This is a genomic window from Methylobacterium organophilum (assembly GCF_022533465.1).
Classification (GTDB): domain Bacteria; phylum Pseudomonadota; class Alphaproteobacteria; order Rhizobiales; family Beijerinckiaceae; genus Methylobacterium; species Methylobacterium organophilum.
The window spans coordinates 118,271-144,710 of record NZ_CP092848.1; the positions used below are offsets into that span (position 1 = coordinate 118,271).

The window sequence follows — 26,440 nt, forward strand, 5'->3', positions numbered from 1 at the left end:
CAGCGGGAGGCGGGCGACATGGCAGGCGAGACCTTCGGGCGCACGAAGGGCGGCGACACCGTCACGGCCTATACGCTGGAGCGCGGTCCCCTTCGGGTGCAGGTGCTCGATCTCGGCGGCATCGTCACCCGGATCGAGACGCCCGACCGGGCGGGCCATCTCGCCAATGTCGTGCTGGGGCTCGACTCGGTCGAGGACTATCTCGGCAAGAGCCCGCATTTCGGCGCGCTGACCGGCCGCTTCGCCAACCGAATCGCCGGGGGCCGCTTCAGCCTCGACGGCACGACCTACGCCCTGCCGGTCAACACCCCGCCCAACACCCTGCATGGCGGCCCGAACGGCTTCGACAAGCGGCTCTGGAGCGTCCAGAAGGCGGAGGCGACCCGCCTCGTCCTGCACCGGCGCAGCCGCGACGGCGAGGAGGGCTTCCCGGGCAATCTCGACGTCACCGTCACCTACAGCCTGCCCGAGGACGGGACGCTGCGGATCGACTACACCGCCTGGACCGACCGGCCGACGGTGCTGAACCTGACCAACCACAGCTACTTCAACCTCGCGGGCGAAGGCAGCGGCGACGTGTTCGGCCATGTCGTGCGGATCGAGGCGGACGGTTTCCTGCCGACCGACGCCACCCAGATTCCGACCGGGGCGATCCAGCCCGTGGCGGGCACGCCCTTCGATTTCCGCACCGCGACGCCGCTCGGCGCACGCCTGCGCGACGGCGACCCGCAACTAGTGATCGCCAAGGGCTACGACCATTGCTTCGTGCTGCGCGGCGCCGGCGACGGCCTGCGCTCGGCGGCGAGCGTGTTCGAGCCGGGCAGCGGGCGCCGGCTCGACATCGCCACGACCCTTCCAGCCCTGCAGCTCTATACGGGCAACAATCTCGACGGCACGCTCATCGGCCCGAGCGGACGCATCTACCGCTCCGGCGACGGGGTCTGCTTCGAGACGCAGGGATTTCCGGACGCGCCGAATCAGCCATCCTTCCCCTCCGCCGTGCTGCGGCCGGACGAGCACTACGCGTCGTCGACGCGCTACCGCTTCTCGGCCGCGTGACGCGCGGGGATCAGCCGACCAGGCGCGCCTCGGGACGGTCCGCGCCCCAGATCTTCTCGAGGTTGTAGAAGCCGCGCACCTCGGGCCGGAAGATGTGGACCAGCACGTCGCCGGCATCGATCAGCACCCAGTCGCAGGCCGGCAGCCCCTCGACCCGGGCGGTGCCGAAGCCGTTGGCCTTCATGTCCTGGACGATCTTGTCCGCGATGGCGCCGACATGGCGCTGCGAGCGACCGGAGGCGATGATCATCGTGTCGGCGAGCGAGGTCTTGCCCGTGAGATCGATCTCGATGGTTTCCTCGGCCTTCATCTCGTCGAGGCAACCGAGCGCCAGTGCCTTCAAGGCGGCGGAGGTCGCATCGGGGCTCTCGGAGGCGACGGCTCCTTGCACAGCTTGCTCGCTCAGGGGTCCAATTCCCAAAAAAGTGGGTCGAACAGCCGAAGACTTCTCCGGCCGGGAATCAAACTTGTATCCTTTTGCGCGCGATTTCAACATCGTGCCCGCAACACGGAAGGATTACCCCAGTCTCATGCCTCGGCGCGGAGCGCCGTGGAGGAGAGGGACGAGCGCGGCCCGTGCAGGAAGACCCAGGCCGGAGGCGGCAGGTCGGCCAGGATCGCGGCGTCGCTCTCGGGGCGGCGATAGGGCGCGAGGCTGAGCGCGCCCCTGGCGGCCACCGCCCGCAGGGTCGAGCCGGGGCGGTCGATCACGGCGATGGGCATCAGCCGGGCGATGGCCCGGAAGCGCCGCCAGCGATGGAAGCTGACGAGCGAATCCGCGCCCATGATCCAGACGAACTTCACCCCCGGCCGCCGGGCTTTCAGCCATTCCAGCGTCTCGACGGTGAAATGCGAGCCGATTCCCGCCTCGAAGCCCGTCACCGCGATCGCGGGATCGCGGGCGATCCCCTCGGCCTGCGCGATCCGCTCGTCGAGCCCGGCGAGCGCCCGGCGGTCCTTCAACGGGTTGCCCGGGCTGACGAGCCACCAGACCCGGTCGAGCCCAAGCCGCCGCAGGGCCATGCGGCTCACATGCAGGTGCCCGGCATGGGCCGGGTTGAAGGAGCCGCCATAGAGCCCGATCCGCTGGCCCGGCGCGGAGGGCGGCAGGCCGATCGGCCCCATCGCGCGAGGCGGAACTCAGACCGGCCGGGTCTGCCCGGTGCCGTGGACCCGGTACTTGAAGGTGGTGAGCTGCTCCACGCCCACCGGGCCGCGGGCATGCATGCGGCCGGTGGCGATGCCGATCTCGGCACCGAAGCCGAACTCGCCGCCATCGGCGAACTGCGTCGAGGCGTTGTGCACGACGATCGCCGAGTCGACCTCGTTGAGGAAGCGCGTGGCGAGCTCGGCATCCTCCGTAAGGATCGCGTCGGTGTGGTGCGAGCCGTAGGTCTCGATATGGTCGATGGCCGCGTCCAGGCCGTCCACCACCTTCGCCGAGATGATCGCGTCGAGATATTCCGTGCGCCAATCGGCCTCGTCCGCGGGGGTCACCCGGGGATCGACCGCCTGCACGGCCTCGTCGCCGCGCACGGCGCAACCGGCATCGAGCAGTAGGGTCACGAGCGGCGTCAGATGCGTGTCGGCGACGGCCCTGTCGACGAGCAGCGTCTCGGCCGCGCCGCAGATGCCGGTGCGGCGCATCTTGCTGTTGAGGAGCACGGTGCGGGCCATGTCGAGATCGGCCCCGGCCGCGACATAGACGTGGCAGATGCCGTCGAGATGAGCGAAGACCGGCACGCGGGCCTCGGCCTGCACCCGCTCGACCAGGCTGCGGCCGCCGCGGGGCACGATCACGTCGATGCCGCCGTCGAGCCCGGCGAGCATGGCGCCCACCGCCGCCCGGTCGCGGGTGGGCACGAGCTGGATCGCGTCCGCCGGCAGGCCGGAGGCGGCGAGCCCTTCGCTCATGGCGGCGGCGATGGCGGTGGCGGTGCGGTGCGAATCCGAGCCCGCCCGCAGGATCGCGGCATTGCCCGCCTTGAGGCAGAGGGCGCCCGCATCCGCGGTGACGTTGGGCCGGCTCTCGAAGATGACGCCGACGACGCCCAGCGGCACGGCGATGCGCTCGATCAGGAGACCGTTCGGCCGCTCGAAAGCCGCGAGCTGGCGCCCGACGGGATCGGGCAGCGCGCCGACCTTCTCCACGGCGGCGGCGATGCCGTCGAGCCGGGCCTCGCTCAGGGTCAGGCGGTCGATCAGCGCCTTGGTCTGGCCGGCGGCCTGCGCGGCGGAGACGTCGCGGGCATTCTCGCGCAGGATCGCCGCCGCATTGTGCCGGATGCGCTCGGCAATGGTGCGCAGGGCAATGTCCTTGGTCTGGGCCGAGGCCAGCGCCATCTGCCGCGCAGCGGCGCGGGCGCGGCGGCCGATGCCGAGCATCAGCGCCTGCAGGTCGTCGGGATCGGCGAGATCGGACCTCAGGTTGAGAACAGGCACGGTATCGACCCCGTCATCAGGAAACCGGCTAACGACCGGTATTCACGGCCCTCATCGCATGACCGGCAAGGCAGCGACAAGCGAGGCCGCGGAAAAGCTGTAAGGCTCAGGTCGGTTTACTCGCCCGCGATCGCCAGATCGTCGCGATGGATCATCTCCGTGCGGCCGGGATAGCCGAGCAGATCGGCGATCTCGCGGCTCGGCTTCCCGAGGATACGGGCGGCCTCGGCGCTGTCATAGGCGACGAGGCCCTTGCCGAGGATGCGGCCGCGCTCGTCCCGGATCAGCACGGCGTCACCCTTGCCGAAGCTGCCCTCCAGCGCCTTCACGCCCACCGGCAGCAGGCTCGCCCCGCCCTGGAGCGCCCGCACCGCGCCCTCGTCGATGACGAGCACGCCGTGGGATTCGAGGGAGCCGGCGATCCAGGTCTTGCGGGCGGCGGTGGGGTTCGAGCCCGACAGGAACCAGGTGCAGCGCGCCCCCTCGCGGATGGCCCGCAGGGGATTCTTGCCGCGCCCGTCGGCGATGATCATGTGCGTGCCGCCCGAGACCGCGATCTTGCCCGCCTCCACCTTGGTGCGCATGCCGCCCCGGGACAGCTCGGAGGCCGGGCCGCCGGCCATGGCCTCGATCTCCTCCGTCACCCGCTCGATCACCGGCAGGTGGCGCGCCTCCGGGTCGCTGTGGGGCGGCGCCGTATAGAGGCCGTCGATGTCGGAGAACAGCACCAGCACGTCGGCGCCGATCATGGTGGCGACGCGCGCGGCGAGGCGGTCGTTGTCGCCGTAGCGGATCTCGACGGTGGCGACCGTGTCGTTCTCGTTGACGACGGGCACGGCCCGCATGTCGAGGAGCTTCTGGACGGTCGCCCGGGCGTTGAGGTAGCGGCGCCGCTCCTCGGTGTCCCGCGGCGTCACCAGGATCTGCCCGGCGACGATGCCGTGATGGCCCAGCGCCTCGCTCCAGAACCGGGCCAGCGCGATCTGCCCCACGGCGGCGGAGGCCTGGCTCTCTTCCAGCCGCATGGCGCCCGGGGGCAGGCCGAGCACCGTGCGCCCGAGGGCGACGGAGCCGGAGGAGACCACCACCACGTCGACGCCGCGGGCATGCAGCTCGGCGATGTCCTCGGCGAGGGCGGCGAGCCAGGCATGGCGCAGCCGGCCGCGGTTGCGGTCCACCAGCAGGGCCGAGCCGACCTTGATGACGACGCGGCGGAAATCTTCGAGGACGGGCGTCATGGCGTCAGGCGGGGCGGTCCGGCAACAGGGCGGCTTCCACGTCCGTTTGAACGAAGTCGCCGCCCTTGAACAGCAGCGGCAACGCATGGGCGCGGGCCACCGCATAGGCGAGGCAATCGCCGAAATTCAGCTGGGCGGGATGCCCCCGCCCCTTCCCGAAGCGGGCGAAGGCCTCGGAGGCGATCGCGAACATCCCGGCATCGAAGGCGGCAATGGTGATGCGATCCCAGGCCAGGAAGCCCTGAAGCGTGACCGCCGCTCGCCCCGGCATGCGGCTTTCTAGAACGAGGCGCGTCTCGACGAGGGTCGGCGCGCCGATCACCGCACCTCCGGACGCGATCAGTCGCAAGAAGCCCTCTTCCTCCGGCTCCGCGGTGAGGATGGCGACGATCGCCGAGGTATCAACCGCGATCATGCCGGTGGTTCATCGGGGCAGGCCGTTCTCGTCGTACAGGTCGCGGTGGTCCGAGGAGGAGCCCGGGACGACGAAGGGGGCGCTCTCCCGGACGAGGGCACGCATCGCCTCGTAGCTCGCCCGCTGCTCCGGCGTCAGCGCCTCGAGGGGCGGGACGCTCAGCGCCGCCGTCTTTGCGGGCATCGGCTCCGGGCGCGGGGCCGCGTCGAGGGCCTGCCGGAGGGAGGCCACGACGGCCTCGTCGATGCTGGTGCCGCGGCGCTCCGCGAGCGCGCGGGCCAGGGCGTAGGCCTCGTCGTCCTCGACGATCAGCGTCTCCATCCTGCAGCCCTCCATCGGCGCCGCGAAATCTAGCGCGCCGCCGGGCTTGCGTCACTCACGGCTGCCAGGCGGGAGCGGGCTCGGTGGCCTCCTTCTCCTCCTCGGCGCCGGCCTCGATCGCCGCCTGGATCGCGCGCAGGGCCTCCGGCACGCCCTGGCGCGTGGCCGAGGACAGGACCAGCGGCGTGCGCTTGGTGGCCCGCTTCAGCCGCGCGACCTGCTGCTTCAGGGTGTCGGGATCGAGGGCGTCGGCCTTGGAGAGGGCGACGATCTCCGGCTTGTCGGACAGCCCGTGGCCATAGGCCTCGATCTCGCCGCGCACGAGCTTGTAGGCCTTGCCCGCATGCTCAGAGGTGCCCTCGACGAGGTGGAGCAGCACCCGGCAGCGCTCGACATGGGCGAGGAACTTGTCGCCGAGGCCGACGCCCTCATGCGCGCCCTCGATCAGGCCCGGAATGTCGGCGAGCACGAATTCGCGGGCATCCGAGCGCACCACGCCGAGGCCAGGATGCAGGGTGGTGAAGGGATAATCCGCGATCTTCGGCTTGGCCGCGGTCACGCTCGCCAGGAAGGTCGACTTGCCGGCATTGGGCAGGCCGATCAGGCCGGCATCGGCGATCAGCTTCAGCCGCAGCCAGAGCCACATCTCCTGGCCCTCCTGGCCGGGATTGGCGTGGCGGGGCGCGCGGTTGGTCGAGGTCGCGAAATAGGCGTTGCCGAAGCCGCCATTGCCGCCCTTGGCGAGGCGGATGCGCTGGCCGACCTCGGTGAGGTCGGCGATCAGGGTCTCGCCGTCCTCCAGGAAGATCTGCGTGCCGGCGGGCACCTTCAGCACGGCGTCGTCGCCCTTGGCGCCGTGGCAGTTCGAGCCCATGCCGTGCTCGCCCTTCCGGGCCTTGAAATGCTGCTGGTAGCGGTAGTCGATCAGGGTGTTGAGGCCCTGTACGCATTCCACCCAGACGTCGCCGCCGCGGCCGCCGTCGCCGCCGTTCGGGCCGCCGAACTCGATGAACTTCTCGCGCCGGAACGAGACGCAGCCGGGACCGCCGTCGCCGGAGCGCACATAGACCTTGGCTTCGTCGAGGAACTTCACGGCTCGGCTCTCATCGTCTCGGGGATCGCCTCTGAGCGATCAGACATGGGTGCGACGGCACTGGCCGTCGAGGTTCAGGTACTGGACGCTGCGCAGGCCGGCCTCGAACCAGTCGCCGCCGGCCCGGGTGCGGGCATCCCCGTAGAGGTTGATCTGGATCGCCCCGTCCGGGGAGCGCAGGGTCGGCGTCTCCTCGGAGCGTTGGTAGGTCCAGATCGGCCGCGTGTCGAAAATCGTCTGCGCCCCGTCGGCCTCCCGCTGGAAGATCTGGGCATAGTCCGTCGCCTCGGGATCCGGGGCGGCGAAGTAGAACCCGACCTTCGGGCTGCGGCCCACGAAGTTATAGAACTCGCAGTAGAGCCGGCGTTCCCCCGACGGCTTCGGCGGCGGCAGGGCCTCCGCCTCGGGCGGCGGCACGGGCGCCTCCGGCCGGAGACCGGCGATGAAGGCCGCCAGCCCGAGGGCGGTGGCGGCCGCGCCGAGGCCGGCCAGCCATCGGGTCCTCACGGGCGGTCTCCCGTTTCGCGGCCCGCCAGCCACCCCGCCCGGTCGAGCCGGAAGGTGTCGCTCGCCACGGCCCTGCCGCGGGACAGGCTGAAATGCGCGTCCTGCCCCGTGGGCGCGAAGCCGCATTTCTCGAGCACGCGTCGGGAGGCCGGGTTGTCGGCCATGGCGGCGGAGGCGAGCGTCCCGCCCCCCGCATAGGCGAAATAGGCCTCCGCCAGGGCGGTCGCGGCCTCCGTCATCAGCCCCTCGCCCCAATAGGGCTGCCCGAGCCAGTAGCCGAGATGCGGGGCGGGATCCTCCGGCCGCGGCTCGATGGAGACGATGCCGATCAGGCCCGCGGGCGCGGCGCGGCGGCTGATCGCCATGACGAGACCCTCCCCGGCCGCGTTGCAGGCCCGCGCCCGGATCACGAAGGCCTCGGCCTCGTGCAGGGACAGGGGCGACGGGATCCGCGCCGTCATCCGGGCGATCGCCGGCTCGCCCGCGAGGCGGGCTACGGCCTGCGCGTCCCGGGCCACCGGCCAGCGCAGCCAGAGGCGCGCGGTCTCGATGCGGAAGACGTCGTCGCGGGTCAGATCGGGAAACATCGCGTGCTCCTCGAAGCGGCGTGACCGCCGCCGGAGACGACGAAGGGGAGGATGGTGCCCCATCCTCCCCCGAGTTCCGATCGCTCTGGACGGCTCAAGCCGCGCACGTCGATCCGCCGGTTCGGTGTGGGACACCGGCGGGACGCTTCGCTTCGCCGTCTGAAGGCGCCCGCCGTTACTCTGCCGCCTGCTGCAGCGGTACCACCGCTACGAACTCGCGGCCGCGCTTGGTCTCGAAACGCACCCGGCCCTCGACCAGGGCGAACAGGGTGTGGTCCTTGCCCATGCCGACATTGGTGCCGGGATGCCACTTCGTGCCGCGCTGGCGCACGATGATGTTGCCCGGAATCACGGCCTCGGAGCCGAACTTCTTCACGCCGAGGCGCCGGCCTTCCGAGTCGCGGCCGTTGCGCGACGAGCCGCCTGCTTTTTTATGTGCCATTGGATTGCTCCCGAATGCTCGATTGTCGTGGGGCCGGCGCGATTACTCGGCAGCGGCGGCCGGGGCGGCCTGCGCCTTGGCCTTGCGCGGCTCGGCCTTGGAGGACTTGCCGCCGGCGCTGATCTCGGTGATGCGCACGAGCGTGAAGTCCTGGCGGTGGCCGCGGCGGCGGCGCGAGTTCTGGCGGCGGCGCTTCTTGAAGGCGATGACCTTCCGCGTGCGGCCGTGCTGCACGATCTCGCCGGTGACGCCGATGCCCGAAAGGAGCGGGGTGCCGACCTGGGTGGTCTCGCCGTCGCCGAACAGCAGCACGTCGCCGAAGGTGACGGCGGCGCCGGCCTCGCCCTCGAGGGTGGCCACGGTGATGACGTCGTTGGCGGCAACGCGATACTGCTTGCCGCCGGTCTTGATGACTGCGAACATCGTTGTCTCTCGTGTTCTCTGCCGGCCTCCGGCGCCGCGAGGGGCCTGGGCCGTCTTCTTGTTCAGGTCATCCGCGTGCCGGGCCCGGGGCCTCGAATCGCGAACGCGAAACGCGCGGACTTCGTCGAGGAAGCCGCGCGCTGTGGCGGTCCGATAGTCTGCAAGGCCCCGCCTGTCAATCGCGGCAGCCCTGGAACCGAACCGGCCTCCCCTTCGGCGGAGGGCGCCTTAGGAAGCCCTGAGCGCGCGGCGGACGACCGGCTCCTCTTCCAGGGGACCGTAATAGTCCTCGGGGAAGTTCGCGTAGCGCGTGAAGAAGCCGCCCCGGTTCCGGGCCCACTCATCCTCCACGGAGAGCGCCAGGAGCGCGTCGTTGATCGCCTGGGGCTCGTTCATCAGCGTCGTCGGCAGGACGACCCCGAACTGGCTCTCCCGGATACGCTCCGACTGGGCGCCGAGGTCGAAGGCGACGGGCGGCAGCCCGAGGAAGAAGCTGCTCGAGAGGGAGTAGCAGTAGGTCTCGGGCCAGATCGAGGGGAAGAACCCGAAATGCGGGTTGATCATCTTGACCATCTCGAGACACTCCTTCTCGGAGCGATATTTCCCCGTCTCCATGACACCGAGGGCGGTCATGTCGCGCGTGATCGCCGAGTATCCGACGATGGAATAGGCGATCGGCAGGTCCCGCGCCTTGGCGTCCAGGGCCAGGCTGTAGATGAGGTCGCTGCCCTTGTGCGGGCCGATCGCCCCGATCGTCACGATCCGCAGGGGACCGTCCTTGGCGGGCGGGCCCTCGAACGGGGCGACCGCCGGGAAAACCTCCTCGTGCGGGCGCACCGCGACGGCGACGTTCGGGAAGAACCTGCGGAAGCGCGCCCGCGTGTCCTCGGAGGGGGCGAAGTTGGCGCGGGTGCGGGACAGGAAGTCCTCCCAGGCTCTCATCCGGATCTGGGGCGGCACCTGATCGGCCACGTCCCGGTCCGTCGCCACGCAGAGCGCGCAGGCTTCGAGATCGATGCCGTGGCGGCTGCGGCCTTCCCGCGTGACCATGTTGCTGCGGTGACAGACGGCGTTGAAGTCGTGCAGCGTCACGTAGAGCCTGTCGCCGAAGCGCGTGAGCAGGCGCATCAGGTTCTCCGTCGCCCGCCAGCTCGCATGCGTGAACGAGTGGACGTGGAGGATGGCGGGGTCCAGCCAGCGGAGGAACGTCTCCAGCAGGGCCGTCCCGGCCTCGATGCGCAGGCTCTCGATGGCGGGAACGTAGAGATCCTGGTCGGGATCGAAGACGTTCAGCGAAACCGCGTTGCCGTCCACGGTGACGATCAGGACGGAGGCGCCGGCCTCGCGCAGGCGGCCGGCCAGGTGATTCACGTGGGTGGCGATGCCGCCGCTGCCGCTGAAGGTGAACAGCACCGCCGCCCCGGGCCCCAGGCGCCGCGCCAGCCGGTAGAGGTCGAGCCGTGCCCGCCCCTCCCATCCGGGATCGGCGGCGATATAGGCCTGCACGCGGCGGGCGTAATCGGGGTGCTTGCCGATGAGCACCTCCTGGCCGGGGATGTACTCCGCCTCCCGGAACTCGGCGAACGAGACCTCGCCGCTGTGAAACACGAAGATGTCCTCGGCCAGGACGTTCCGGTATCCCGCCTTGATCGCCCGCAGGCAGAAGTCGTTCTCCTCGCCGTAGCCGCGGCCGAAGGCCGGATCGAGCGGACCGATCGCGTCGATGACGGAGCGGCGCATGTAGAAGCAGAACCCGACGCCGGTCGGCAGCTCGGTGCGGCGCAGGGGATTGCAGGCGGCGGCGTAGGCGTCGATCTGCGCCAGGGCGCATTCGAGCTTCAGGGCGTTCTTCTCGTTGGCGTTCGGATAGCTGCAGATCGAGGCGTTGTTCGAGTAGGGCGTGATCGTCGCGATGCGGAGATCGGCGGCGGCATGGGCCAGCATGCGGTCGATCCAGTCGCCGAAGACCAGGGTGTCGGCATTGAGGAGGATCACGTCCGCCTTCGGCACCATCGCGATGGCGCGGTTGACCGAGCCGACGAAGCCGAGATTCCGCTCGTTCTCGACATAGATGAAGAGCAGGTCGCGGGCGAGCGCGCGGAGCCGATCGGTCAGCTCCGGCTCGGGGCTGCAATCGTTGATGACGAGCAGGGAGAACTTCGCCCGCTGCCGGTGGGTGAGGACCGCGTGGATCGTCGCCAGGGTATCGTCGAGGCCGCGATAGACGGGCACGATCACGACCACGTCCGCATCCTCGCTGCGGGCCGGGATGGCGTCCCGCCAGGCTGCCGGCGCGGGCGCGACCGGGCGATCCCACGGCACGCTGCCGATCGGGTTCGGATGGTAGCCCAGGGCCTTGCCGACGGCGACGTAGTGGTGGAGCGGGTTGGTGCCGGCGGGCATCTCGTCGCCGTACCGGTCCAGGTAGTAGCGGGTGTTGAAGAAGGCCGAGGGATCCCGGCGCTCCTTCCAGCCGAAATCGTGGAAGTGGATCAGGGGGTCGGACTGGGCGTCCCTGACATCGGCGTATTTCCTCAGATAGAAATCCCGGTCGAAGGCCTCCGCGATCTGCCGCAGGATCTCCTCACGGCGCAGCGGCCTGTCCAAGCCGAGGCCGACACCGCCCGCCTTGACGTCGAGCGACTCGGGGCTCCGCCCCGTGGGCAGCCCCGAGGCGCGGGCCATCTGCGCGCCGAACGCGTCGAGAGTGCCCGCCGCGATCGCGTGGTAGAACGGGTTCGCCCCCGAGCGCTCCACATGCTCGTGGTGGGCGATGTAGGAGGCCGTGTCGAAATCCGGCCGCGGATTGAGCCGCTTCCGGCCGCCGACCGACAGGAAGTGGTCGAGGGCGTCCATCGACCCGATCATGTCGGCATAGCGCAGGCCGTAATAGACCGCGTCGAAATGCGGGGCGATCACCGCGCGCTGCAGGGCGAGCCAGGCGATCTCGTCGAGCGGCCGCGTGTCCAGGCCCGAATTCCGGCCGCCGAGCCGGCGATAATGCAGCAACGGGTTTTCCGTCAGGGCGCCGTCGGGCAGATGACGCCGGGCATAGTAGAGCGTGTTGAAGGAGGCGGACGGGTTGCGCCCCTCCTTCCAGCCGTAGCGATAGAAATGCTCGCGCGGCTGCCCGGACGAAGCGGCGACGTCCGGGTATTGCGAGACGTAGAAGCTCTCGTCGACCTCGTTATCGTCCAGGTCGATCGGACGCTGAAACCAGGTCCTCGGGCCGAACCTGAAGAAGTACTTTACCATCGGGAGGCCATCCCGCCGCGAAACGAAAGGTCGAAGGCCCGCACTTGATCCTGCCTCATGCCAACCCTCGCCAGCCGCAGAGGCACAAGATTGGTTCTCTTCGTCCGCAGGATCGCATCAAGCCTAGCCTCTAATCGCCCCCTACAGCATCGATACTTGGTGCATGTTTCGGCATTGTTTGTGCCTGCATTAAAACCATCGAAACATCTTCGAAAAATCGCCTCCAGGCCCGTCCATTGATGTCGTTCCGCATATGAGGCGAGAATTTCCAACCCTCAGTTGAGCAATGAAACCGATCCATTTCGCGAATTCAAGTGTAGCAAATCGACCAACTTTTCCATGCAAATAAAGAAGTAAATCTTAGAACCATTCCATGTTGCGAGCGTCCGCGACCTGGAACACGTCCCTACACATAGATCAATTTTTGGATTTCTGCGCAAACTCTGGGGCGGTTTCGAGGGCGCGTCAAGGGACGAACCTGAACGCTTGGTTGCAGTCCCGGCCCGCCCCGTCCCCCACCGAGATGGTGGCGACGCTTCCGGAACGGAAGCGCATGTTTCTGGCAGCGCATGCCCGGGCCCCGCCGCTAGCGCGGCGATTCCCGAGTTCAAGAATGTTCGGAACGGCCCAGCTTGCTTATCCTTAACGCCATCGGATTCGGGCAGAGAGGTCGGCCATGAGACGGGCAGTCAGGCTCAGCAGGAGCGTCGCTGGGCAGCCGGGCCGCAGCGCCCCGCTGCCGGATCGGATCATGGGCTCCCGTCAGTCCGAGAGCCTCGATCTCACGGCGGCGCAGCCCCTGCCGGAGCGCGGGCTGTCGGCCCGGGAGCTGATCGAGATGGCGCGGGCCGCGCGGAGTCGTATGAAGCCGGAGGCGCCCTGATCCTGAGGGCCGGCCGGGGGCATCGCGGAGTCGGCGAAGGCATGGAACAGGGACACGGCCATCACGCGCAGGCGGGTCACGGCGGGCACGACCACCACGCGCATGACCATGGGCACGGACATGCTCATGGGCATGCGCACGGGCATTCCCACGCACCGGCGCGCTTCGGCCGGGCCTTCGCCCTCGGCATCGGGCTCAACACCGCCTTCGTGCTGATCGAGGCCGGCTACGGGGTCGCGGCCAATTCCATGGCCCTGCTGGCGGATGCGGGCCACAACCTGTCGGACGTGCTCGGCCTCGTCGTGGCCTGGGCCGCGACGGTGCTCGGCCGGCGACGGCCGAGCGACCGCTTCACCTACGGTCTGCGCGGCTCCTCGATCCTGGCCGCCCTGTTCAACGCGGTCTTCCTGCTGGTGGCCTGCGGCGCCATCGCCCTGGAGGCGGTGCAGCGCTTCCACGATCCCGCCCCCGTGGCGGAGGCGACCGTGATGGTGGTCGCCGCCATCGGCATCGCCATCAACGGCGCCACCGCCTGGCTGTTCGCCTCGGGCCGCAAGGGCGACATCAACATCCGCGGCGCCTATCTCCACATGGCGGCCGACGCGGCGGTCTCGGCGGGGGTGGTGGTGGCCGGCCTCGTCATCCTGCTGACCGGCTGGACCTGGCTCGACCCGGTGGTGAGCCTCGTCATCGTCGCGCTCATCGTCTGGGGCACCTGGGGCCTGCTGCGCGACAGCGTGGCGATGTCGCTGGCCGCCGTGCCCCCGGGCATCGATGCGCGCGCCGTGCGCCGCTTCCTCGCCGAGCGGCCCGGGGTGAGCGAGGTGCACGACCTGCATATCTGGCCGATGAGCACCACCGAGACGGCGCTGACCGCCCATCTCGTGATGGCGGGCGGGTTTCCCGGCAACGCCTTCCTGGCGGAGAGCGCGGCGCTGATCGAGCAGCGCTTCGGCATCGCCCACGCCACCCTTCAGATCGAGGAGGCCGGGGGCCCGGCCTGCGCGCTCGCCCCCGACCACGTGGTGTGATGGCGAAGGGGCCTCAGCCCTCCATCGCCTCCAGCTCGGCGATCATGCCCTCGATCATGCCCAAGCCGATCTGCCAGAAGGCCGGATCACTGGCATCGAGGCCGAAGGGCTTGAGCAGCTCGCCATACGGCTTCGACCCGCCCGCCGAGAGCAGGGCGAAGTAGCGCTCCACGAAGCCGCTCTCCGCCCGGGCATAGACCCCGTAGAGGGAGTTCACGAGGCAATCGCCGAAGGCATAGGCGTAGACGTAGAACGGCGAGTGGATGAAGTGCGGGATATAGGCCCAGAAGGGCTCGTAGCCCGAATCCAGCTGGATCGCCGGGCCGAGGCTCTCGGCCTGCACCGACATCCAGAGCGCGTTGATCTCGTCGGCGGTGAGCTCGCCCTTGGCGCGGGCGAGATGGACCTTTCGCTCGAAGCTGTAGAAGGCGATCTGGCGCACCACCGTGTTGATCATGTCCTCGACCTTCGCCGCGAGCATGGCCCGGCGCTGGACGGGGTCGGTGGTGCGGGCGAGCAGCTTGCGGAAGGTCAGCATCTCGCCGAACACGCTCGCGGTCTCGGCGAGGGTCAGCGGGGTCGGCGCCATCAGCGCCCCGTTGGGGGCGGCCAGCACCTGATGGACGCCGTGGCCGAGCTCGTGGGCGAGCGTCATCACGTCCCGCGGCTTGCCCTGGTAGTTCACGAGCACATAGGGGTGTGCCGAGGGGACCGTCGGATGCGCGAAGGCGCCGGGCGCCTTGCCGGGCCGCGTCGGAGCGTCGATCCAGCCGCCGTCGAAGAAGCGCTTGGCGATGCTGGCCATGTCCGGCGAGAAGGCGCCGTAGGCGTCAAGCACCGTATCCCGCGCCTCCGTCCACGGAATCGTGCGCTGCTCGACCTTCGGGAGCGGGGCGTTGCGGTCCCAGTAGGGCAGCGCCTCGGCGCCGAACCACTTGGCCTTCAGGCGGTAATAGCGGTGCGAGAGCCGCGGATAGGCCGCGCGCACGGCATCGACCAGGGCGGCGACCACCTCGGGCTCGACCCGGTTGGCGAGGTGGCGGGCATCCGCCACGTCCTTGAAGCCGCGCCAGCGGTCGGAGATCTCCTTGTCCTTGGCCAGCGTGTTGGTGATGAGCGTGAAGACGCGCAGATTCGCCCGCAGGGTCTCGCTGATCGCGAGCGCCGCCTCCTGGCGCAGAGCCGGGTCCGGATCCTGCAGCTTGTTGAGGGTCGGCTCCAGGGTCAGCTTCTCGCCCTGGACGGGGAAGCGGAGCGCCGCGATCGTCTCGTTGAACAGCCGGTCCCAGGCGGCGTTCGAGGTGACCGACTTCTCGAGGAAGAGCTTTTCCGTGCGGTCGTCGAGCTGGTGCGGCTTCTCCCGGCGCAGGTCCTCGATCCAGGGCCGGTAATGGGCGAGCGGCCCGCTCGCCGTGGCCCGGTCCATCGCCGCGTCCTCGACGCGGTTGAGCTCCAGGCCGAAGAACAGCAGGTCGGCGGAGGCCGCGGTCAGGCGCTCGCGGGTGTCGCCATAGAACTTGGCCCGCGTCTCGTCGGTGGTGTCGCCGGAATAGACGAGGCCGGCGAAGGACATCAGGCGGCCGAGCAGGTCCTCGATCGCCTCGTAGGCCCGCACCGCTTCGCCGAGCTTGTCCGAGGCGTCGGGGGCGGCCGCCATCTCGGCGATCCGGCCGGCATAGGCCTTGGCGAAGGCGCGGCACTCGGCCTCCGCCTTGGCGAGGTCGTCGCGGAAATCGGCCCCGTCGATCCCGGAATAGAGATCCTTCAGGTTCCATTCCGGGAGCACGCCGAGATCGACCGCCCTCGCGGCCTCGGCGCCGCTCACGGCTGCGAAGGGCACAACGGTCTCGCGGGCACGGATCGGCATTCTCTTCCTCGGCTTCTGCGCGGCGTCCGGGTGGCCCGCGTTCTCACCTGTCTCTCTGATATCGAGCGAGGACCGCCACGGTTCAACACGCATGGCACGCCGCTCGGCGCTTCCGTGCCGCCTGTGAGGAAACCGGGGGTGGCCGCGCGCAATCCTGCAACGTCGTTAAGCGGTGCTTTACGCTCTTGGGCGACCCTGCGCTTCGAAACGAAACAGCTTTGCCGAACGAACCGCCCGATCCCGCCCTCCTCCGGGCGGACCGGCGGCCGCCGGGAGCGGGAAGCCCGAGGATCCTTGATGACGACGACCGTCCTGATCGTGGATGACGATCCCGTGCAGCGCCGGCTCGCCGAGAGCATGGTGCGCCGCCTCGGCTTCGAGGCGCGGGTGGCGGAATCCGGGACGGACGGGCTCGCGATGCTGCGGGCCGGCGACGGCATCGACGTGGTGCTCCTCGACCTCGTCATGCCCGGCGGCATGGACGGGCTCGCCGTGATGGCGGAGATGCGCAAGAGCAGCATCGACACGCCGGTCATCGTGCAGACCTCGAACGGCTCGATCGACGCCGTCATCAACGCGATGCGCGCCGGCGCCGTCGATTTCGTGGTCAAGCCCGCGGGGGCCGAGCGGCTCCAGGTCTCGATCAAGAACGCCCTGCGGGTCGACCAGCTGGAAGAGGAGGTGCGCCGCATGCGCCGCCGCGCCTCCGGCTCCCTCGGCTTCAAGGACCTCGCCTCGAAGAGCCCGGACATGGACCGGGTGATCCGGCTCGCCGAGCGCGCCGCCAAGTCGAACATCCCCGTGCTGATCGAGGGGGAATCCGGCGTCGGCAAGGAGGTGCTGGCCCGGGCGATCCAGGGCTCCGGCGACCGCCGGGGCAAGCCCTTCGTCACCGTCAATTGCGGGGCGATCCCGGACAACCTCGTCGAATCGACCCTGTTCGGCCACGAGAAGGGCGCCTTCACCGGCGCCACCGAGCGCCATGTCGGCAAGTTCGTCGAGGCCTCGGGCGGCACGCTCTTCCTCGACGAGATCGGCGAACTGCCCCTCGAGGCCCAGGTCAAGCTCCTGCGCGCCCTCCAGGAAGGCGAGGTCGATCCGGTGGGCGGCAAGCGCAGCGTGCGCGTCGACATCCGCCTGATCTCCGCGACCAACCGCTCGCTCCTCGATCTCGTGAAGCAGGGCAAGTTCCGCGAGGATCTCTACTACCGCCTCAACGTCTTCCCGATGACGCTGCCGCCCCTGCGCGCCCGCAGCGAGGATATCCCGGATCTCGTGCGCTCCTTCTGCGCCCGCTTCGCGGCGGAGGAGGGCAAGCGCCTGCGCGGCATCGCCCCCGAGGCCATGGCCCTGCTGACCCGCTATCCCTGGCCCGGCAACGTGCGCCAGTTGGAGAACGCCCTGTTCCGCGCCGTGGTGCTCGCCGACGGCGACGAGCTGACCGTGTCGGAATTCCCGCAGATCGCGGCGCAGGTGCAGGGCTTCGACGTGCGCATCCCGCCGCTGCCGAGCCAGCCGCTGCTGCCAGGGGGCGGCCTGGAGCCGGTGCGGGAGATCGTCCGCGTCGAGGTGCGCGATCCCCATTCCATGTCCCTCGTGCTCGAGGAGACCGGGGAGATGAAGACCATGGAGGCGGTGGAGGCGGAGGTGATCCGCTACGCGCTGCAATTCTACCGGGGCCGGATGTCGGAAGTGTCGCGGCGCCTCGGGATCGGCCGCTCGACCCTCTACCGCAAGCTGAAGGATCTCGGCCTCGAAGGCGACGATAAGGGCGACGAGGCCGCCGCCTGACCGCTTTCCCGTCGCGAAACCGACGCGGTTGGCGGCGAGAAGGCCTTTCGCGCCGGGGCCGGGAGCAAGGCCGGTCTCGACGCGTGTGTCATTGCGTACGGTCGCGCTTGAGACGATAGTCATAGCAGGGCTTCGGTCCGCGCCGCCGAATCCCGGGGAGACAGTGTCATGCGCGCCCTCACGAGCGCCCGGTCCACCCTCGCCCTCGCCGCGATGCTCACCGCGTCCGTGGCCATGGCGCCCCTTGCCCGGGCCGAGACCGCCGCCCCGCCGGCCCCGGCGCCGGAGGTGATCCGCAAGGCCGCGGTCGAGCCGAACGCGCCCGCCGAGACGACGCCCGTCCAGGCCCGGTCTGGGGCGGAAACCGGCGCGCCGAAGCCGGCCGCACCCGCCGACGCCAAGCCGGCCGAGACGGGCTCCACGGCCCCGAAACCCGCCGGCGAGGATCCCGGCGCCGTGCCGACCACGGCCGGCCCGGCGCTCGATCCCTCCGCCACGGACGCGCCCAAGGAGGAGCCCGTCGTCGCGGAGCCGGCCGCGCCCCAGGCCCCCGCCGATCCGCAGGGCGCCGCCCTGTTCGCCCGGCTCTCCGACGCCGCGCCGCTGCTGGCGCGCCTGCCGGGCAAGGAGCGCGAGGCGCTCAAGACCTTCTACGCCCTGGTCGATTTCCGGCCGGTCTGGATCGAGAAGGGCGCCTGGAACGCCGCCGCCAAGTCGGTGATCGCCCGCCTGCAGGCCGCGGGCGAGGACGGCCTCGATCCCGCCGCCTATCCGGTCCCCGCCCTGAAGGACCTCGACAAGCCCGGCGCCGAGGCCGCTCTGGCGGAGGCGGAGCTGAAGCTCTCGGCCGCGGTGGCGCTCTACGCCCGGGACGCCCGCGGCGGCCGGGTCAACCTGAGCGCGATCTCGAAGCTGATCACCCCGCAGCTCGACCTGCCGGGCGCGGACCTGACGCTCGCCCGCGTCTCCATCTCCGGGGACAAGGCCGGCCAGATCCTGCAGGAATACAACCCGCAGACCGCCGGCTATCGCGCCCTGAAGAGCCGCCTCGCCGCCCTGCGCGGGCCGGCGCCGCAGACGGCTGCCTCCAAGAGCCTGCGCCTGCCCGCCGGCCCGGTGCTGAAACTCGGCATGAGCGACCGCCGGGTGCCCGCCCTGCGCGCGCATTTCGGCCTGGAGGAGCGCGCCGCCGGCACCCTCGATGCCGGCCCCGGCGAGCCCGAGACCTACGACAAGGCGGTGGCCGATGCGGTCGCCGACTTCCAGCGCAGCCGCGGCCTGCCGGCCAACGGCGTGCTGACGCGGGGCACCGTGGTCGCCCTCGCCCTGGGCGACGCGCCCGCCGCCTCCCGCGGCGGCAACGAAGCCGATCTCCTCGTCAATATGGAGCGCTGGCGCTGGCTGCCGGGCGAGCTCGGGCCGGATTACGTCTTCGTCAACGTGCCCGAGTTCCGCCTGCGCGTCTTCCGCGGCGGGATCGAGCGCGACGCCACGCGGGTCATCGTCGGCAAGCCGGAATCACCCACCCCGACCTTCTCCGGGCTGATGGAATACGCGGTGGTGAACCCGTCCTGGTTCGTGCCGCCCTCGATCCTGAAGAAGGAGTTCCTGCCCGGCCTCGCCCGCGACCCGAACTACGCTGCCCGGCGCGGCTACCAGGTCGTGCGCCGCGGCAACTCGATCTCGGTGCGCCAGCCGCCGGGGGAGCGCAATGCGCTCGGCTTCATCAAGTTCTTGTTCCCGAACCAGCACGCGGTCTACCTGCACGACACGCCGAACCGGTCGCTGTTCAGCGCCTCCTACCGGGCGATGAGCCATGGCTGCGTGCGCGTGGACGACCCCTTCCGCTTCGCCGATGCGGTGCTGCCCAACTGGTCAAACGCCCGCCTGAAGGCGCTGATCGGCAAGGGCGAGCGCACGATCCGCCTGCCGGAGAAGCTGCCGGTGCACCTCGCCTACTTCACGGCCTATGTCGACGATGACGGCGTCTACCGGACGCTGCCGGACCTCTACGGCTACGACGCGCCGATGCGCGCGGCCCTGGGGCTCGCCCCCGCGACGCCGGCCATGGCCAAGGCCAAGCCGCCCGCCGAGGCGAAGCGCAACGTCGCCGCCACCCCGACGGCGCCGCAGACATTGCGCACGATCCGCCGCGAGGCGACCGGGGCCGCCGCCCCGCGGGCGGCGCCCGCCCCCCGCGCGCCCCGCCGGGAAAGCGAGGTGTATGGCGAGCCCGGCCTGTGGACGCCGGAGCTCGCCCGGCCTGAGCCGCAGAGCTGGTGGTAATCGCGCAACACTCACGAAGTATTCCGCAGAAGATCTGCGGAAGCGGCACTTTTCCGCAAGAAATGGTCAGGTCACGTGCGAAAGGGCTCTTGTGAGGCCCTTTTTCGCCACGGTTGAGCCTTAGCCGCTTCCGCCAGAAGGACGGCGGCAGCACGGACCCGGGCCTGCATTTCACGGTCTCCGGCAACCTTGCATCCCCCATGACGTCCGCGACGTGGTGGCGACGAGCGAGGGTGAGACCCATGGCGGTTGCGAAGCGGCGAACTTCCCGGGCTGCCCGCGCGCAGCATCCCCGCGGCGCCCTGCGCGTCCTCTCGCTTCTGGGCGCGATCGGCCTCGCGGTGGTGGCCGGCACGGCCGAGACCGAGAACGCGGTCGCCAACGGCGATACCCGCACGCTCTCGCTGATCCACGAGCACACCCAGGAGAGCGCGACCATCACCTTCAAGCGCGATGGCCGCTACGACCGCGCCGCCCTCGACCAGCTCAACTGGCTCCTGCGCGACTGGCGCGAATCGGAAGCCACCAAGATGGATCCGCGCCTGTTCGACGTGGTCTGGGAGGCGCAGCGCTCCGTCGGCTCCTCGGCGCCGATCCGCGTGGTCTGCGGCTATCGCAGCCCCAAGACCAACGGCATGCTGCGCCGGCGCTCGGCGGGCGTCGCCGAGTTCAGCCAGCACATGCAGGGCAAGGCGATGGATTTCTTCCTCACCGATGCCTCGATCGACGACATCCGCGCCGCCGGCATGCGGCTCCAGCGGGGCGGCGTCGGCTGGTATCCGCGCTCGGGCTCGCCCTTCGTGCATCTCGATGTCGGCTCGGTCCGCTCCTGGCCGCGCATGACCCACGACCAGCTCGCCCGGCTCTTCCCCGACGGCAAGACCGTGCACCTGCCCGCCGACAACCGGCCGCTGGCCCGCTACGAGGAGGCCCGCGCCGAGATCCTGGCCCGCGGCGGCACCGTGCTCGGCCAGACCACGGTGGCGAGCGCCGAGGAGATGGATGACGGCCCGGGCCTGAAGGGCTTCTTCGCGAGCCTGTTCGGCGGAGGCGCCGCGCAGCCCGCCGCCCCGGCGGCACCCGCCCAGGCTCAGGCTCCCCGCAAGGGCAAGGCCACCCCGGTCGCCGTGGCGAGCGCCGATCCGGAAGACCCCGCCGGCGCCCGCGCCGCCCTGGCCTATGCCGCACCGAACACCTCCGGGGCCCTGCGCGACACCCTGCTGCGGCGCGACGGGCGCGAGGCGCCCAGCGCCCAGGCCCTGCTCACCGGCGCCATGGGCGGCGAGAACCAGCAGGCGGTGGTGGCGCCCCTGCCCCCGCGCCGGCCGGCCGAGCTCGCCGCATTGGCCGCGGCGATCGCCATGCCGATCCCGCCCCCGCGTCCGATCCAGGTGGCCGGCCTCGGCGATGCCGGCCTGTCCGGCATGGCCAAGCTCGCCGACGAGCCGGCGCCGCGGACCCATCTCGTGGCGCCGGATGCCGATACGCAGACGCAGCTGCGCGGCCTCTTCCTGGCCGTGTCGCAGGGCGCGTCCGAACCGGTCGGCTCCTCCGCGCCGGTAGAGGTCGCCGAGGCCCGCCCGCATAACGAGGCGGTGCCGGAGGGCGTGCTCGCCCAGGTCGCCGAGGCCGTGCTGAGCCGATTCTCCGCCCGCAGCCCGGGGGAGGAGCTCGCCGCCTCGCATTTCACCGGCTCGGCCACCGCCGGGATCCGCACGGGCCGCTGACGCGCCGCGACGCGAGGCCTCATCGGCCTTTGCCCGCCCGGGCCTGGGCAAGCTCGGGGGTGGCGCTTATCTCCGGTCCGCAGCCGACAGAACCTCAGACCGGATTTCATGGCCGAGACCGACCCGGAAGCGAACCGCTTCTCCGCCCGCGCCAGCCGCTACGCCCGCGTCGGCGCCAATGTCGGCGGGGTCGCGGCCCGCATGGCCGGCGCCAAGCTGTTCGGGGGCAAGGGCGGCGAGGCCCCGAGCAACGCGGCGGCCCTCGCCCAGGCGCTCGGCGGCCTGAAGGGGCCGATCATGAAGGTGGCGCAGCTCCTCGCCACCGTGCCGGACCTGCTGCCGCCGGAATACGCCGCCGAGCTGCAGAAGCTCCAGGCCGACGCCCCGCCCATGGGGGCGGCCTTCGTGAAGCGGCGGATGATGGCCGAGCTCGGCGCCGACTGGCAGAGCCGGTTCGGCAGCTTCGATCTCAAGCCCGCCGCCGCCGCCTCCCTCGGCCAGGTCCACCGGGCGACCTCCCGCGACGGGGCCTCCCTGGCCTGCAAACTGCAATACCCTGATATGCAATCAGCGGTTGAGGCGGACCTCAAGCAGCTCGAACTCGCCTTCGCCCTGCACCGGCGCATGAACGCCTGGCTCGACACCAGCGAGATCAAGAAGGAGATCGGCGCGCGGGTCCGCGAGGAGCTCGACTATACCCGCGAGGCCAAGCACGCCGCCCTCTACGGCGCCGTGCTGAAGGACATCGAGGCCGTGCGCGTGCCGGCGGTGCATGGCGACCTCTCCACGAAGCGGCTCCTCACCCTCGGCTGGCTCGAGGGCGCGCGCATCCTCGGCTTCGCGGAGGCGCCGATCGAGATCCGCAACCGGATCGCCCAGGCCATGTTCAAGGCGTGGTGGCATCCCTTCAGCCGCGCCGCGGTCATCCACGGCGATCCGCATCTCGGCAACTACACCGTCTTCTCGGAAGGCGGCGAGGCGCAGGGCATCAACCTGCTCGACTATGGCTGCGTGCGCATCTTCCACCCGCGCTTCGTGGGCGGCGTGGTCGATCTCTATCGCGGCCTGCTGGAGGACGACCGCGACCGGGTCGTTCACGCCTACGAGGTCTGGGGCTTCAAGAAGCTCACCAACGAGACGATCGACATCCTCAACATCTGGGCGCGCTTCATCTACGGGCCGCTCCTAGAGGATCGGGTGCGGACGGTCGCGGACGGGGTGAAGCCCGGCGAATACGGCCGCCGCCAAGCTTTCCAGGTGCATCAGGCGCTGAAGGAGCGGGGGCCGGTCACCGTTCCCCAGGAATTCGTGTTCATGGACCGCGCCGCGGTCGGCCTGGGCGCCGTGTTCCTGCATCTGCGCTCGGAGCTGAACTACCACAGGCTGTTCGAAGCGGAGATCGAACGCTTCTCTCTGGAAGCCCTTTCGGAGCGTCAAGGGGCCGCGCTCGATGCCGCGGGATTGCTGCGACCGGCCTGAGGAAAGTCGACAGCCGGCTATTTCGCTCATGGACAAGCTGATTGCGACTGTGAAACGCTTGCGCTAAATCCGCTGCGAACCAACAAAAGAGTCGCAGGGACAGAACGCACAATGGCCGAGACCAAGACCCTGTCGGGTGTGACGTACAGCCCGGCCATGGACGGCAACACCCACGAGCAGACCTATCGTGGTTTCGTCCGCTTCGTGGAAATCGGCACGGCGGTTGTTCTCTGCTGGGTTCTCGCCCTCGCGGTCGGCGGCATCCGCGAGGCTTGGCTCACCGCGATCGGCGGTGTGCTTCTCTCATGGGCGGCCGGCGCGGTCGGCGCCTTCGTCCCCGCCATCGGCTGGAAGGCGCCCGCGGTTGTGGTCGTCCTCCTCGCGGCGGCTTTGGCTTTCGCCTGATCCTGCTCTTGGCTCGCGGCGTTCGTGAACCCGTTTGAGGGTCCGCGACGCCGGCGCCGCGAGTCATCGCTACGAAAACGATTAGGCTCGGATACCGGCGCGTCCTGAACGGACGGCTGTAAGAACGGGAGCTCCTTAATGCGTATCGCCGTACTGGCGGAATCGGACGCGGCCGAACCGCGCGTGGCCGCTGTGCCCGAGACCGTCAAGAAATTCATTGCACTGGGCGGCGACGTGGTCGTTCAAGCCGGTGCCGGCAAGAAGGCCGGCGTGCCGGATGCCGAATATGAGGCCGCCGGCGCCAAGATCGCCGCGACCGCCGAGGAGGCCCTGAACGGCGCCGACCTCGTGCTCAAGGTCCGCCGCCCCGGCGCGGACGAGCTCCCCAAGATCCCGAAGGGCGCCGCGGTCATCGCGATCATGGATCCCTACGGCCGCGAGGCCGAGCTGAAGGCCATGGCCGATGCCGGGATCAGCACCTTCGCCATGGAGCTGATGCCCCGCATCACCCGCGCGCAGGTGATGGACGTGCTCTCCTCGCAGGCGAACCTCGCGGGCTACCGTGCGGTGATCGACGGGGCCGCCGAGTACGGCCGCTCCCTGCCGATGATGATGACCGCCGCCGGCACCGTCCCGGCCGCGCGCATCTTCATCATGGGCGTCGGCGTGGCCGGCCTCCAGGCCATCGCCACCGCCCGCCGCCTCGGTGCCGTGGTGACGGCGACCGACGTGCGCCCGGCCACCAAGGAGCAGGTCGAATCCCTCGGCGCCAAGTTCGTCGCCGTGGAGGACGAGGAGTTCAAGCAGGCCGAGACCTCCGGCGGCTACGCCAAGGAGATGTCGGCCGAGTACCAGAAGAAGCAGGCGGAACTGGTCAAGGGCCATATCGCCAAGCAGGACATCGTCATCACGACGGCGCTGATTCCGGGCCGCCCGGCCCCGAAGCTGGTGTCGGAGGAGATGATCGCCTCGATGAAGCCGGGCTCGGTTCTCGTCGACCTCGCGGTGGAGCGCGGCGGCAACGTCGCCGGCGCCAAGGCGGGCGAGATCGTGACCACCGGCAACGACGTGAAGATCGTCGGCCACATCAACGTGCCCGGCCGCCTCGCCGCGACCGCGTCCAGCCTCTACGCGCGCAACCTCTACGCCTTCGTCGAGACCCTCGTCGACAAGGAGAGCAAGGCGCTCGCGGTGAAGTGGGACGACGAGCTCGTGAAGGCCACGAACCTCACGCGCGACGGCGCGATCGTCCACGATTCCTTCAAGCCCGCAGCCTGACCCGCGCGGAGGATCTTCTCACATGGCAACCCTTCCTCCCCCTGATGCGGCGGCCGACCAGGCCCAGTCCGCAGCGGCCGCGGCGCGTGCCGCCGCCGAGATCGCCCGGCAGCACGCCGATTACGCCCAGTCCGTCGCCGATTCCCTCGGCCACGGCGTCGCCGCCGCCACCCACGGCGCCGTCGACCCGACCGTCTTCCGCCTGGCGATCTTCGTCCTGGCGATCTTCGTCGGCTACTACGTGGTCTGGTCGGTGACCCCGGCCCTGCACACGCCGCTGATGTCGGTCACCAACGCGATCTCCTCCGTCATCATCGTCGGCGCGCTGCTCGCCGTCGGTGTCCCCCTGGTCGAGAAGGGCACCGGTTTCGCCCGCTTCTTCGGCTTCATCGGTATCGTTCTCGCCAGCGTGAACATCTTCGGCGGGTTCCTCGTCACCCAGCGCATGCTCGGCATGTACAAGAAGAAGGCCTGAGGCGATGTCGGAAAACGTCTCTTCCCTTCTCTACATCGTCGCCGGCGTCCTGTTCATCATGGCGCTGCGGGGTCTCTCGCACCCCACGACCTCCCGCCAGGGCAACATGTACGGCATGGTGGGCATGGGGCTCGCCATCCTCACCACCCTCGTCGGCCATCCGCCGGCGGGTCTCGGCGCCTGGGTGCTGGTGCTGCTCGGCCTCGCCATCGGCGGCGGTGCCGGTGCGGTCATCGCCAAGCGCGTGCCGATGACGGCGATGCCGCAGCTCGTGGCCGCCTTCCACTCCCTCGTCGGCCTCGCGGCCGTCGCGGTGGCGGCGGGCGCGCTCTACGCCCCGCAGGCCTTCGGCATCATCGAGAACGGCCACTTCCACAAGCAGTCGCTGTTCGAGATGGGTCTCGGCGTGGCGATCGGCGCGATCACCTTCACCGGTTCGGTCATCGCCTTCGCCAAGCTCGACGGGCGCATGTCCGGCAAGCCGATCCTGCTGCCGGCCCGCCACGCCATCAACCTGGCCCTGGCCATCGGCCTCGTGCTGCTGATCGCCCTGTTCATCGGCACCGAGTCCAAGGCGCTGTTCTGGCTGATCGTGATCGTCTCCCTCGTGCTGGGCGGCCTGATCATCATCCCGATCGGCGGCGCGGACATGCCGGTGGTCGTGTCGATGCTCAACTCCTATTCGGGCTGGGCGGCGGCCGGCATCGGCTTCACCCTGGGCAACCTCGCGCTCATCATCACGGGCTCGCTGGTCGGCTCCTCGGGCGCGATCCTGTCCTACATCATGTGCCACGCGATGAACCGCTCGTTCATCTCGGTCATCCTCGGCGGCTTCGGCGGCGACACCGCCGTGGCCGGCACGGGCCAGGTCGAGACCCGGCCGGTGAAGCAGGGCTCGGCCGACGACGCGGCCTACATCATGAAGAACGCCGAGCGCGTCATCATCGTGCCGGGCTACGGCATGGCGGTGGCCCAGGCCCAGCACTCGCTGCGCGAGATGGCCGACATCCTCAAGAAGGAGGGCGTCGAGGTGAAGTACGCGATCCACCCGGTCGCGGGCCGCATGCCGGGCCACATGAACGTGCTCCTGGCGGAAGCCAACGTCCCCTACGACGAGGTGTTCGAGCTGGAGGACATCAACGGCGAGTTCCCGCAGGCCGATGTGGCCTTCGTGATCGGCGCCAACGACGTCACCAACCCGGCCGCCAAAACGGACAAGGCCTCGCCGATCTACGGCATGCCGATCCTCGACGTGGAGAAGGCCAAGACCGTCCTCTTCATCAAGCGCGGCATGGGCTCCGGCTATGCGGGCGTGGAGAACGAGGTGTTCTTCCGCGACAACACCATGATGCTGTTCGGCGACGCCAAGAAGGTGGTCGACTCGATCCTCAAGGCCTTCTGAGCCTTTCTCGGACGATCCTTCGCGGCGGGGCGGG

The 26,440-nt window shown here is 70.0% G+C and carries 23 protein-coding genes and 1 pseudogene; 11 read left to right on the forward strand and 13 right to left on the reverse strand.

Annotated features, from left to right (window positions below; all coding sequences use genetic code 11):
- Nucleotides 1-18: 18 nt before the first annotated feature.
- Nucleotides 19-1,059, forward strand: coding sequence for an aldose epimerase family protein (locus tag MMB17_RS00560; RefSeq protein ID WP_241100694.1), 1,041 nt, complete (start codon nt 19-21; stop codon nt 1,057-1,059).
- Nucleotides 1,060-1,069: 10 nt separating this feature from the next.
- On the opposite strand, the gene rsfS is transcribed toward MMB17_RS00560, so the two are convergent.
- The 12 genes and pseudogenes from rsfS to MMB17_RS00620 form a co-directional block, all read right to left on the reverse strand.
- Entirely contained in the window at nt 1,070-1,450 is a 381-nt protein-coding gene (gene rsfS / locus MMB17_RS00565; protein ID WP_238309822.1) for a ribosome silencing factor, read from the reverse strand.
- A gap of 137 nt (nt 1,451-1,587) precedes the next feature.
- Entirely contained in the window at nt 1,588-2,184 is a 597-nt protein-coding gene (locus tag MMB17_RS00570) for a nicotinate-nucleotide adenylyltransferase (protein WP_238309821.1), read from the reverse strand.
- 15 nt (nt 2,185-2,199) lie between these two features.
- Nucleotides 2,200-3,501 carry a glutamate-5-semialdehyde dehydrogenase gene (locus MMB17_RS00575; RefSeq protein WP_241100695.1) on the reverse strand — a complete coding sequence of 434 codons (1,302 nt, stop codon included), beginning with the start codon at nt 3,499-3,501 and terminating at the stop codon, nt 2,200-2,202.
- A 116-nt stretch (nt 3,502-3,617) separates the two neighbouring features.
- Nucleotides 3,618-4,739 (reverse strand): glutamate 5-kinase, encoded by a 1,122-nt coding sequence (proB, locus tag MMB17_RS00580; protein WP_238309819.1) that lies wholly within the window; start codon nt 4,737-4,739, stop codon nt 3,618-3,620.
- 4 nt (nt 4,740-4,743) lie between these two features.
- Nucleotides 4,744-5,154 (reverse strand): type II toxin-antitoxin system VapC family toxin, encoded by a 411-nt coding sequence (locus MMB17_RS00585; protein ID WP_241100696.1) that lies wholly within the window; start codon nt 5,152-5,154, stop codon nt 4,744-4,746.
- Nucleotides 5,155-5,163: 9 nt separating this feature from the next.
- Entirely contained in the window at nt 5,164-5,475 is a 312-nt protein-coding gene (locus tag MMB17_RS00590) for a type II toxin-antitoxin system VapB family antitoxin (protein WP_241100697.1), read from the reverse strand.
- Between the two features lie 55 nt (nt 5,476-5,530).
- On the reverse strand, nt 5,531-6,568 hold the full coding sequence (obgE, locus tag MMB17_RS00595) for a GTPase ObgE (RefSeq protein ID WP_241100698.1): 1,038 nt from the start codon (nt 6,566-6,568) through the stop codon (nt 5,531-5,533).
- A 39-nt stretch (nt 6,569-6,607) separates the two neighbouring features.
- Nucleotides 6,608-7,075: a hypothetical protein gene (locus MMB17_RS00600; RefSeq protein ID WP_238309815.1), complete on the reverse strand. Its 468-nt coding sequence runs from the start codon at nt 7,073-7,075 to the stop codon at nt 6,608-6,610.
- Nucleotides 7,072-7,662, reverse strand: coding sequence for a GNAT family N-acetyltransferase (locus MMB17_RS00605; protein ID WP_241100699.1), 591 nt, complete (start codon nt 7,660-7,662; stop codon nt 7,072-7,074). Before MMB17_RS00605 ends, MMB17_RS00600 begins: the two co-directional genes overlap by 4 nt.
- 175 nt (nt 7,663-7,837) lie before the next feature.
- Nucleotides 7,838-8,104: a 50S ribosomal protein L27 gene (rpmA, locus tag MMB17_RS00610; RefSeq protein WP_238309813.1), complete on the reverse strand. Its 267-nt coding sequence runs from the start codon at nt 8,102-8,104 to the stop codon at nt 7,838-7,840.
- Between the two features lie 114 nt (nt 8,105-8,218).
- Nucleotides 8,219-8,527 (reverse strand): annotated as a pseudogene (gene rplU, locus MMB17_RS00615) (50S ribosomal protein L21); the annotation flags it as partial.
- A 228-nt stretch (nt 8,528-8,755) separates the two neighbouring features.
- Nucleotides 8,756-11,782, reverse strand: a complete 3,027-nt coding sequence (locus MMB17_RS00620) for a glycosyltransferase (protein WP_241100700.1) — start codon at nt 11,780-11,782, stop codon at nt 8,756-8,758.
- Between the two features lie 751 nt (nt 11,783-12,533).
- Here MMB17_RS00620 and MMB17_RS25205 point away from each other — a divergent pair.
- Both MMB17_RS25205 and MMB17_RS00625 read left to right on the forward strand, forming a co-directional pair.
- Complete coding sequence (locus MMB17_RS25205; RefSeq protein WP_276518053.1) at nt 12,534-12,665, forward strand: hypothetical protein; 132 nt, start codon at nt 12,534-12,536, stop codon at nt 12,663-12,665.
- Nucleotides 12,666-12,706: 41 nt separating this feature from the next.
- Nucleotides 12,707-13,696: a cation diffusion facilitator family transporter gene (locus MMB17_RS00625; RefSeq protein WP_241100701.1), complete on the forward strand. Its 990-nt coding sequence runs from the start codon at nt 12,707-12,709 to the stop codon at nt 13,694-13,696.
- A gap of 13 nt (nt 13,697-13,709) precedes the next feature.
- Here MMB17_RS00625 and MMB17_RS00630 read toward each other — a convergent pair whose 3' ends face one another.
- Complete coding sequence (locus tag MMB17_RS00630) at nt 13,710-15,563, reverse strand: M3 family oligoendopeptidase (RefSeq protein WP_241100702.1); 1,854 nt, start codon at nt 15,561-15,563, stop codon at nt 13,710-13,712.
- 297 nt (nt 15,564-15,860) lie between these two features.
- Here MMB17_RS00630 and MMB17_RS00635 point away from each other — a divergent pair, with 297 nt between their 5' ends.
- The 8 genes from MMB17_RS00635 to MMB17_RS00670 all read left to right on the forward strand — a co-directional run bounded on the left by MMB17_RS00635 (nt 15,861) and on the right by MMB17_RS00670 (nt 26,406).
- Nucleotides 15,861-17,354: a sigma-54-dependent transcriptional regulator gene (locus tag MMB17_RS00635; protein ID WP_238309808.1), complete on the forward strand. Its 1,494-nt coding sequence runs from the start codon at nt 15,861-15,863 to the stop codon at nt 17,352-17,354.
- 168 nt (nt 17,355-17,522) lie between these two features.
- Complete coding sequence (locus MMB17_RS00640) at nt 17,523-19,640, forward strand: L,D-transpeptidase family protein (protein ID WP_241100703.1); 2,118 nt, start codon at nt 17,523-17,525, stop codon at nt 19,638-19,640.
- Nucleotides 19,641-19,882: 242 nt separating this feature from the next.
- Nucleotides 19,883-21,367, forward strand: a complete 1,485-nt coding sequence (locus MMB17_RS00645) for a peptidoglycan L,D-endopeptidase MepK (protein ID WP_241100704.1) — start codon at nt 19,883-19,885, stop codon at nt 21,365-21,367.
- 108 nt (nt 21,368-21,475) lie between these two features.
- Entirely contained in the window at nt 21,476-22,846 is a 1,371-nt protein-coding gene (locus tag MMB17_RS00650) for an ABC1 kinase family protein (RefSeq protein ID WP_241100705.1), read from the forward strand.
- A gap of 111 nt (nt 22,847-22,957) precedes the next feature.
- The gene (locus MMB17_RS00655) at nt 22,958-23,251 is read left to right on the forward strand and encodes an aa3-type cytochrome c oxidase subunit IV (RefSeq protein ID WP_238309804.1); all 294 of its coding nucleotides are present in this window, start codon (nt 22,958-22,960) and stop codon (nt 23,249-23,251) included.
- A 138-nt stretch (nt 23,252-23,389) separates the two neighbouring features.
- Entirely contained in the window at nt 23,390-24,529 is a 1,140-nt protein-coding gene (locus MMB17_RS00660) for a Re/Si-specific NAD(P)(+) transhydrogenase subunit alpha (protein ID WP_238309803.1), read from the forward strand.
- A gap of 22 nt (nt 24,530-24,551) precedes the next feature.
- Nucleotides 24,552-25,004 carry a proton-translocating transhydrogenase family protein gene (locus tag MMB17_RS00665; protein WP_238309802.1) on the forward strand — a complete coding sequence of 151 codons (453 nt, stop codon included), beginning with the start codon at nt 24,552-24,554 and terminating at the stop codon, nt 25,002-25,004.
- A gap of 4 nt (nt 25,005-25,008) precedes the next feature.
- Nucleotides 25,009-26,406 (forward strand): NAD(P)(+) transhydrogenase (Re/Si-specific) subunit beta, encoded by a 1,398-nt coding sequence (locus tag MMB17_RS00670; protein WP_241100706.1) that lies wholly within the window; start codon nt 25,009-25,011, stop codon nt 26,404-26,406.
- The last annotated feature ends 34 nt before the right edge of the window (nt 26,407-26,440 follow it).

Coding starts and splice junctions, on each gene's coding strand:
- MMB17_RS00640 (WP_241100703.1), top strand. CDS start 17,523: ATGCGCGCCCTCACGAGCGCCCGGTCCACCCTCGCCCTCGCCGCGATG.
- MMB17_RS00605 (WP_241100699.1), bottom strand. CDS start 7,662: ATGTTTCCCGATCTGACCCGCGACGACGTCTTCCGCATCGAGACCGCG.
- MMB17_RS00630 (WP_241100702.1), bottom strand. CDS start 15,563: ATGCCGATCCGTGCCCGCGAGACCGTTGTGCCCTTCGCAGCCGTGAGC.
- MMB17_RS00650 (WP_241100705.1), top strand. CDS start 21,476: ATGGCCGAGACCGACCCGGAAGCGAACCGCTTCTCCGCCCGCGCCAGC.
- MMB17_RS00590 (WP_241100697.1), bottom strand. CDS start 5,475: ATGGAGACGCTGATCGTCGAGGACGACGAGGCCTACGCCCTGGCCCGC.
- MMB17_RS00620 (WP_241100700.1), bottom strand. CDS start 11,782: ATGGTAAAGTACTTCTTCAGGTTCGGCCCGAGGACCTGGTTTCAGCGT.
- rpmA (WP_238309813.1), bottom strand. CDS start 8,104: ATGGCACATAAAAAAGCAGGCGGCTCGTCGCGCAACGGCCGCGACTCG.
- MMB17_RS00660 (WP_238309803.1), top strand. CDS start 23,390: ATGCGTATCGCCGTACTGGCGGAATCGGACGCGGCCGAACCGCGCGTG.
- MMB17_RS00625 (WP_241100701.1), top strand. CDS start 12,707: ATGGAACAGGGACACGGCCATCACGCGCAGGCGGGTCACGGCGGGCAC.
- MMB17_RS25205 (WP_276518053.1), top strand. CDS start 12,534: ATGGGCTCCCGTCAGTCCGAGAGCCTCGATCTCACGGCGGCGCAGCCC.
- MMB17_RS00670 (WP_241100706.1), top strand. CDS start 25,009: ATGTCGGAAAACGTCTCTTCCCTTCTCTACATCGTCGCCGGCGTCCTG.
- MMB17_RS00655 (WP_238309804.1), top strand. CDS start 22,958: ATGGCCGAGACCAAGACCCTGTCGGGTGTGACGTACAGCCCGGCCATG.
- MMB17_RS00645 (WP_241100704.1), top strand. CDS start 19,883: ATGGCGGTTGCGAAGCGGCGAACTTCCCGGGCTGCCCGCGCGCAGCAT.
- MMB17_RS00665 (WP_238309802.1), top strand. CDS start 24,552: ATGGCAACCCTTCCTCCCCCTGATGCGGCGGCCGACCAGGCCCAGTCC.
- MMB17_RS00560 (WP_241100694.1), top strand. CDS start 19: ATGGCAGGCGAGACCTTCGGGCGCACGAAGGGCGGCGACACCGTCACG.
- proB (WP_238309819.1), bottom strand. CDS start 4,739: ATGACGCCCGTCCTCGAAGATTTCCGCCGCGTCGTCATCAAGGTCGGC.
- MMB17_RS00570 (WP_238309821.1), bottom strand. CDS start 2,184: ATGGGGCCGATCGGCCTGCCGCCCTCCGCGCCGGGCCAGCGGATCGGG.
- MMB17_RS00635 (WP_238309808.1), top strand. CDS start 15,861: ATGACGACGACCGTCCTGATCGTGGATGACGATCCCGTGCAGCGCCGG.
- MMB17_RS00585 (WP_241100696.1), bottom strand. CDS start 5,154: ATGATCGCGGTTGATACCTCGGCGATCGTCGCCATCCTCACCGCGGAG.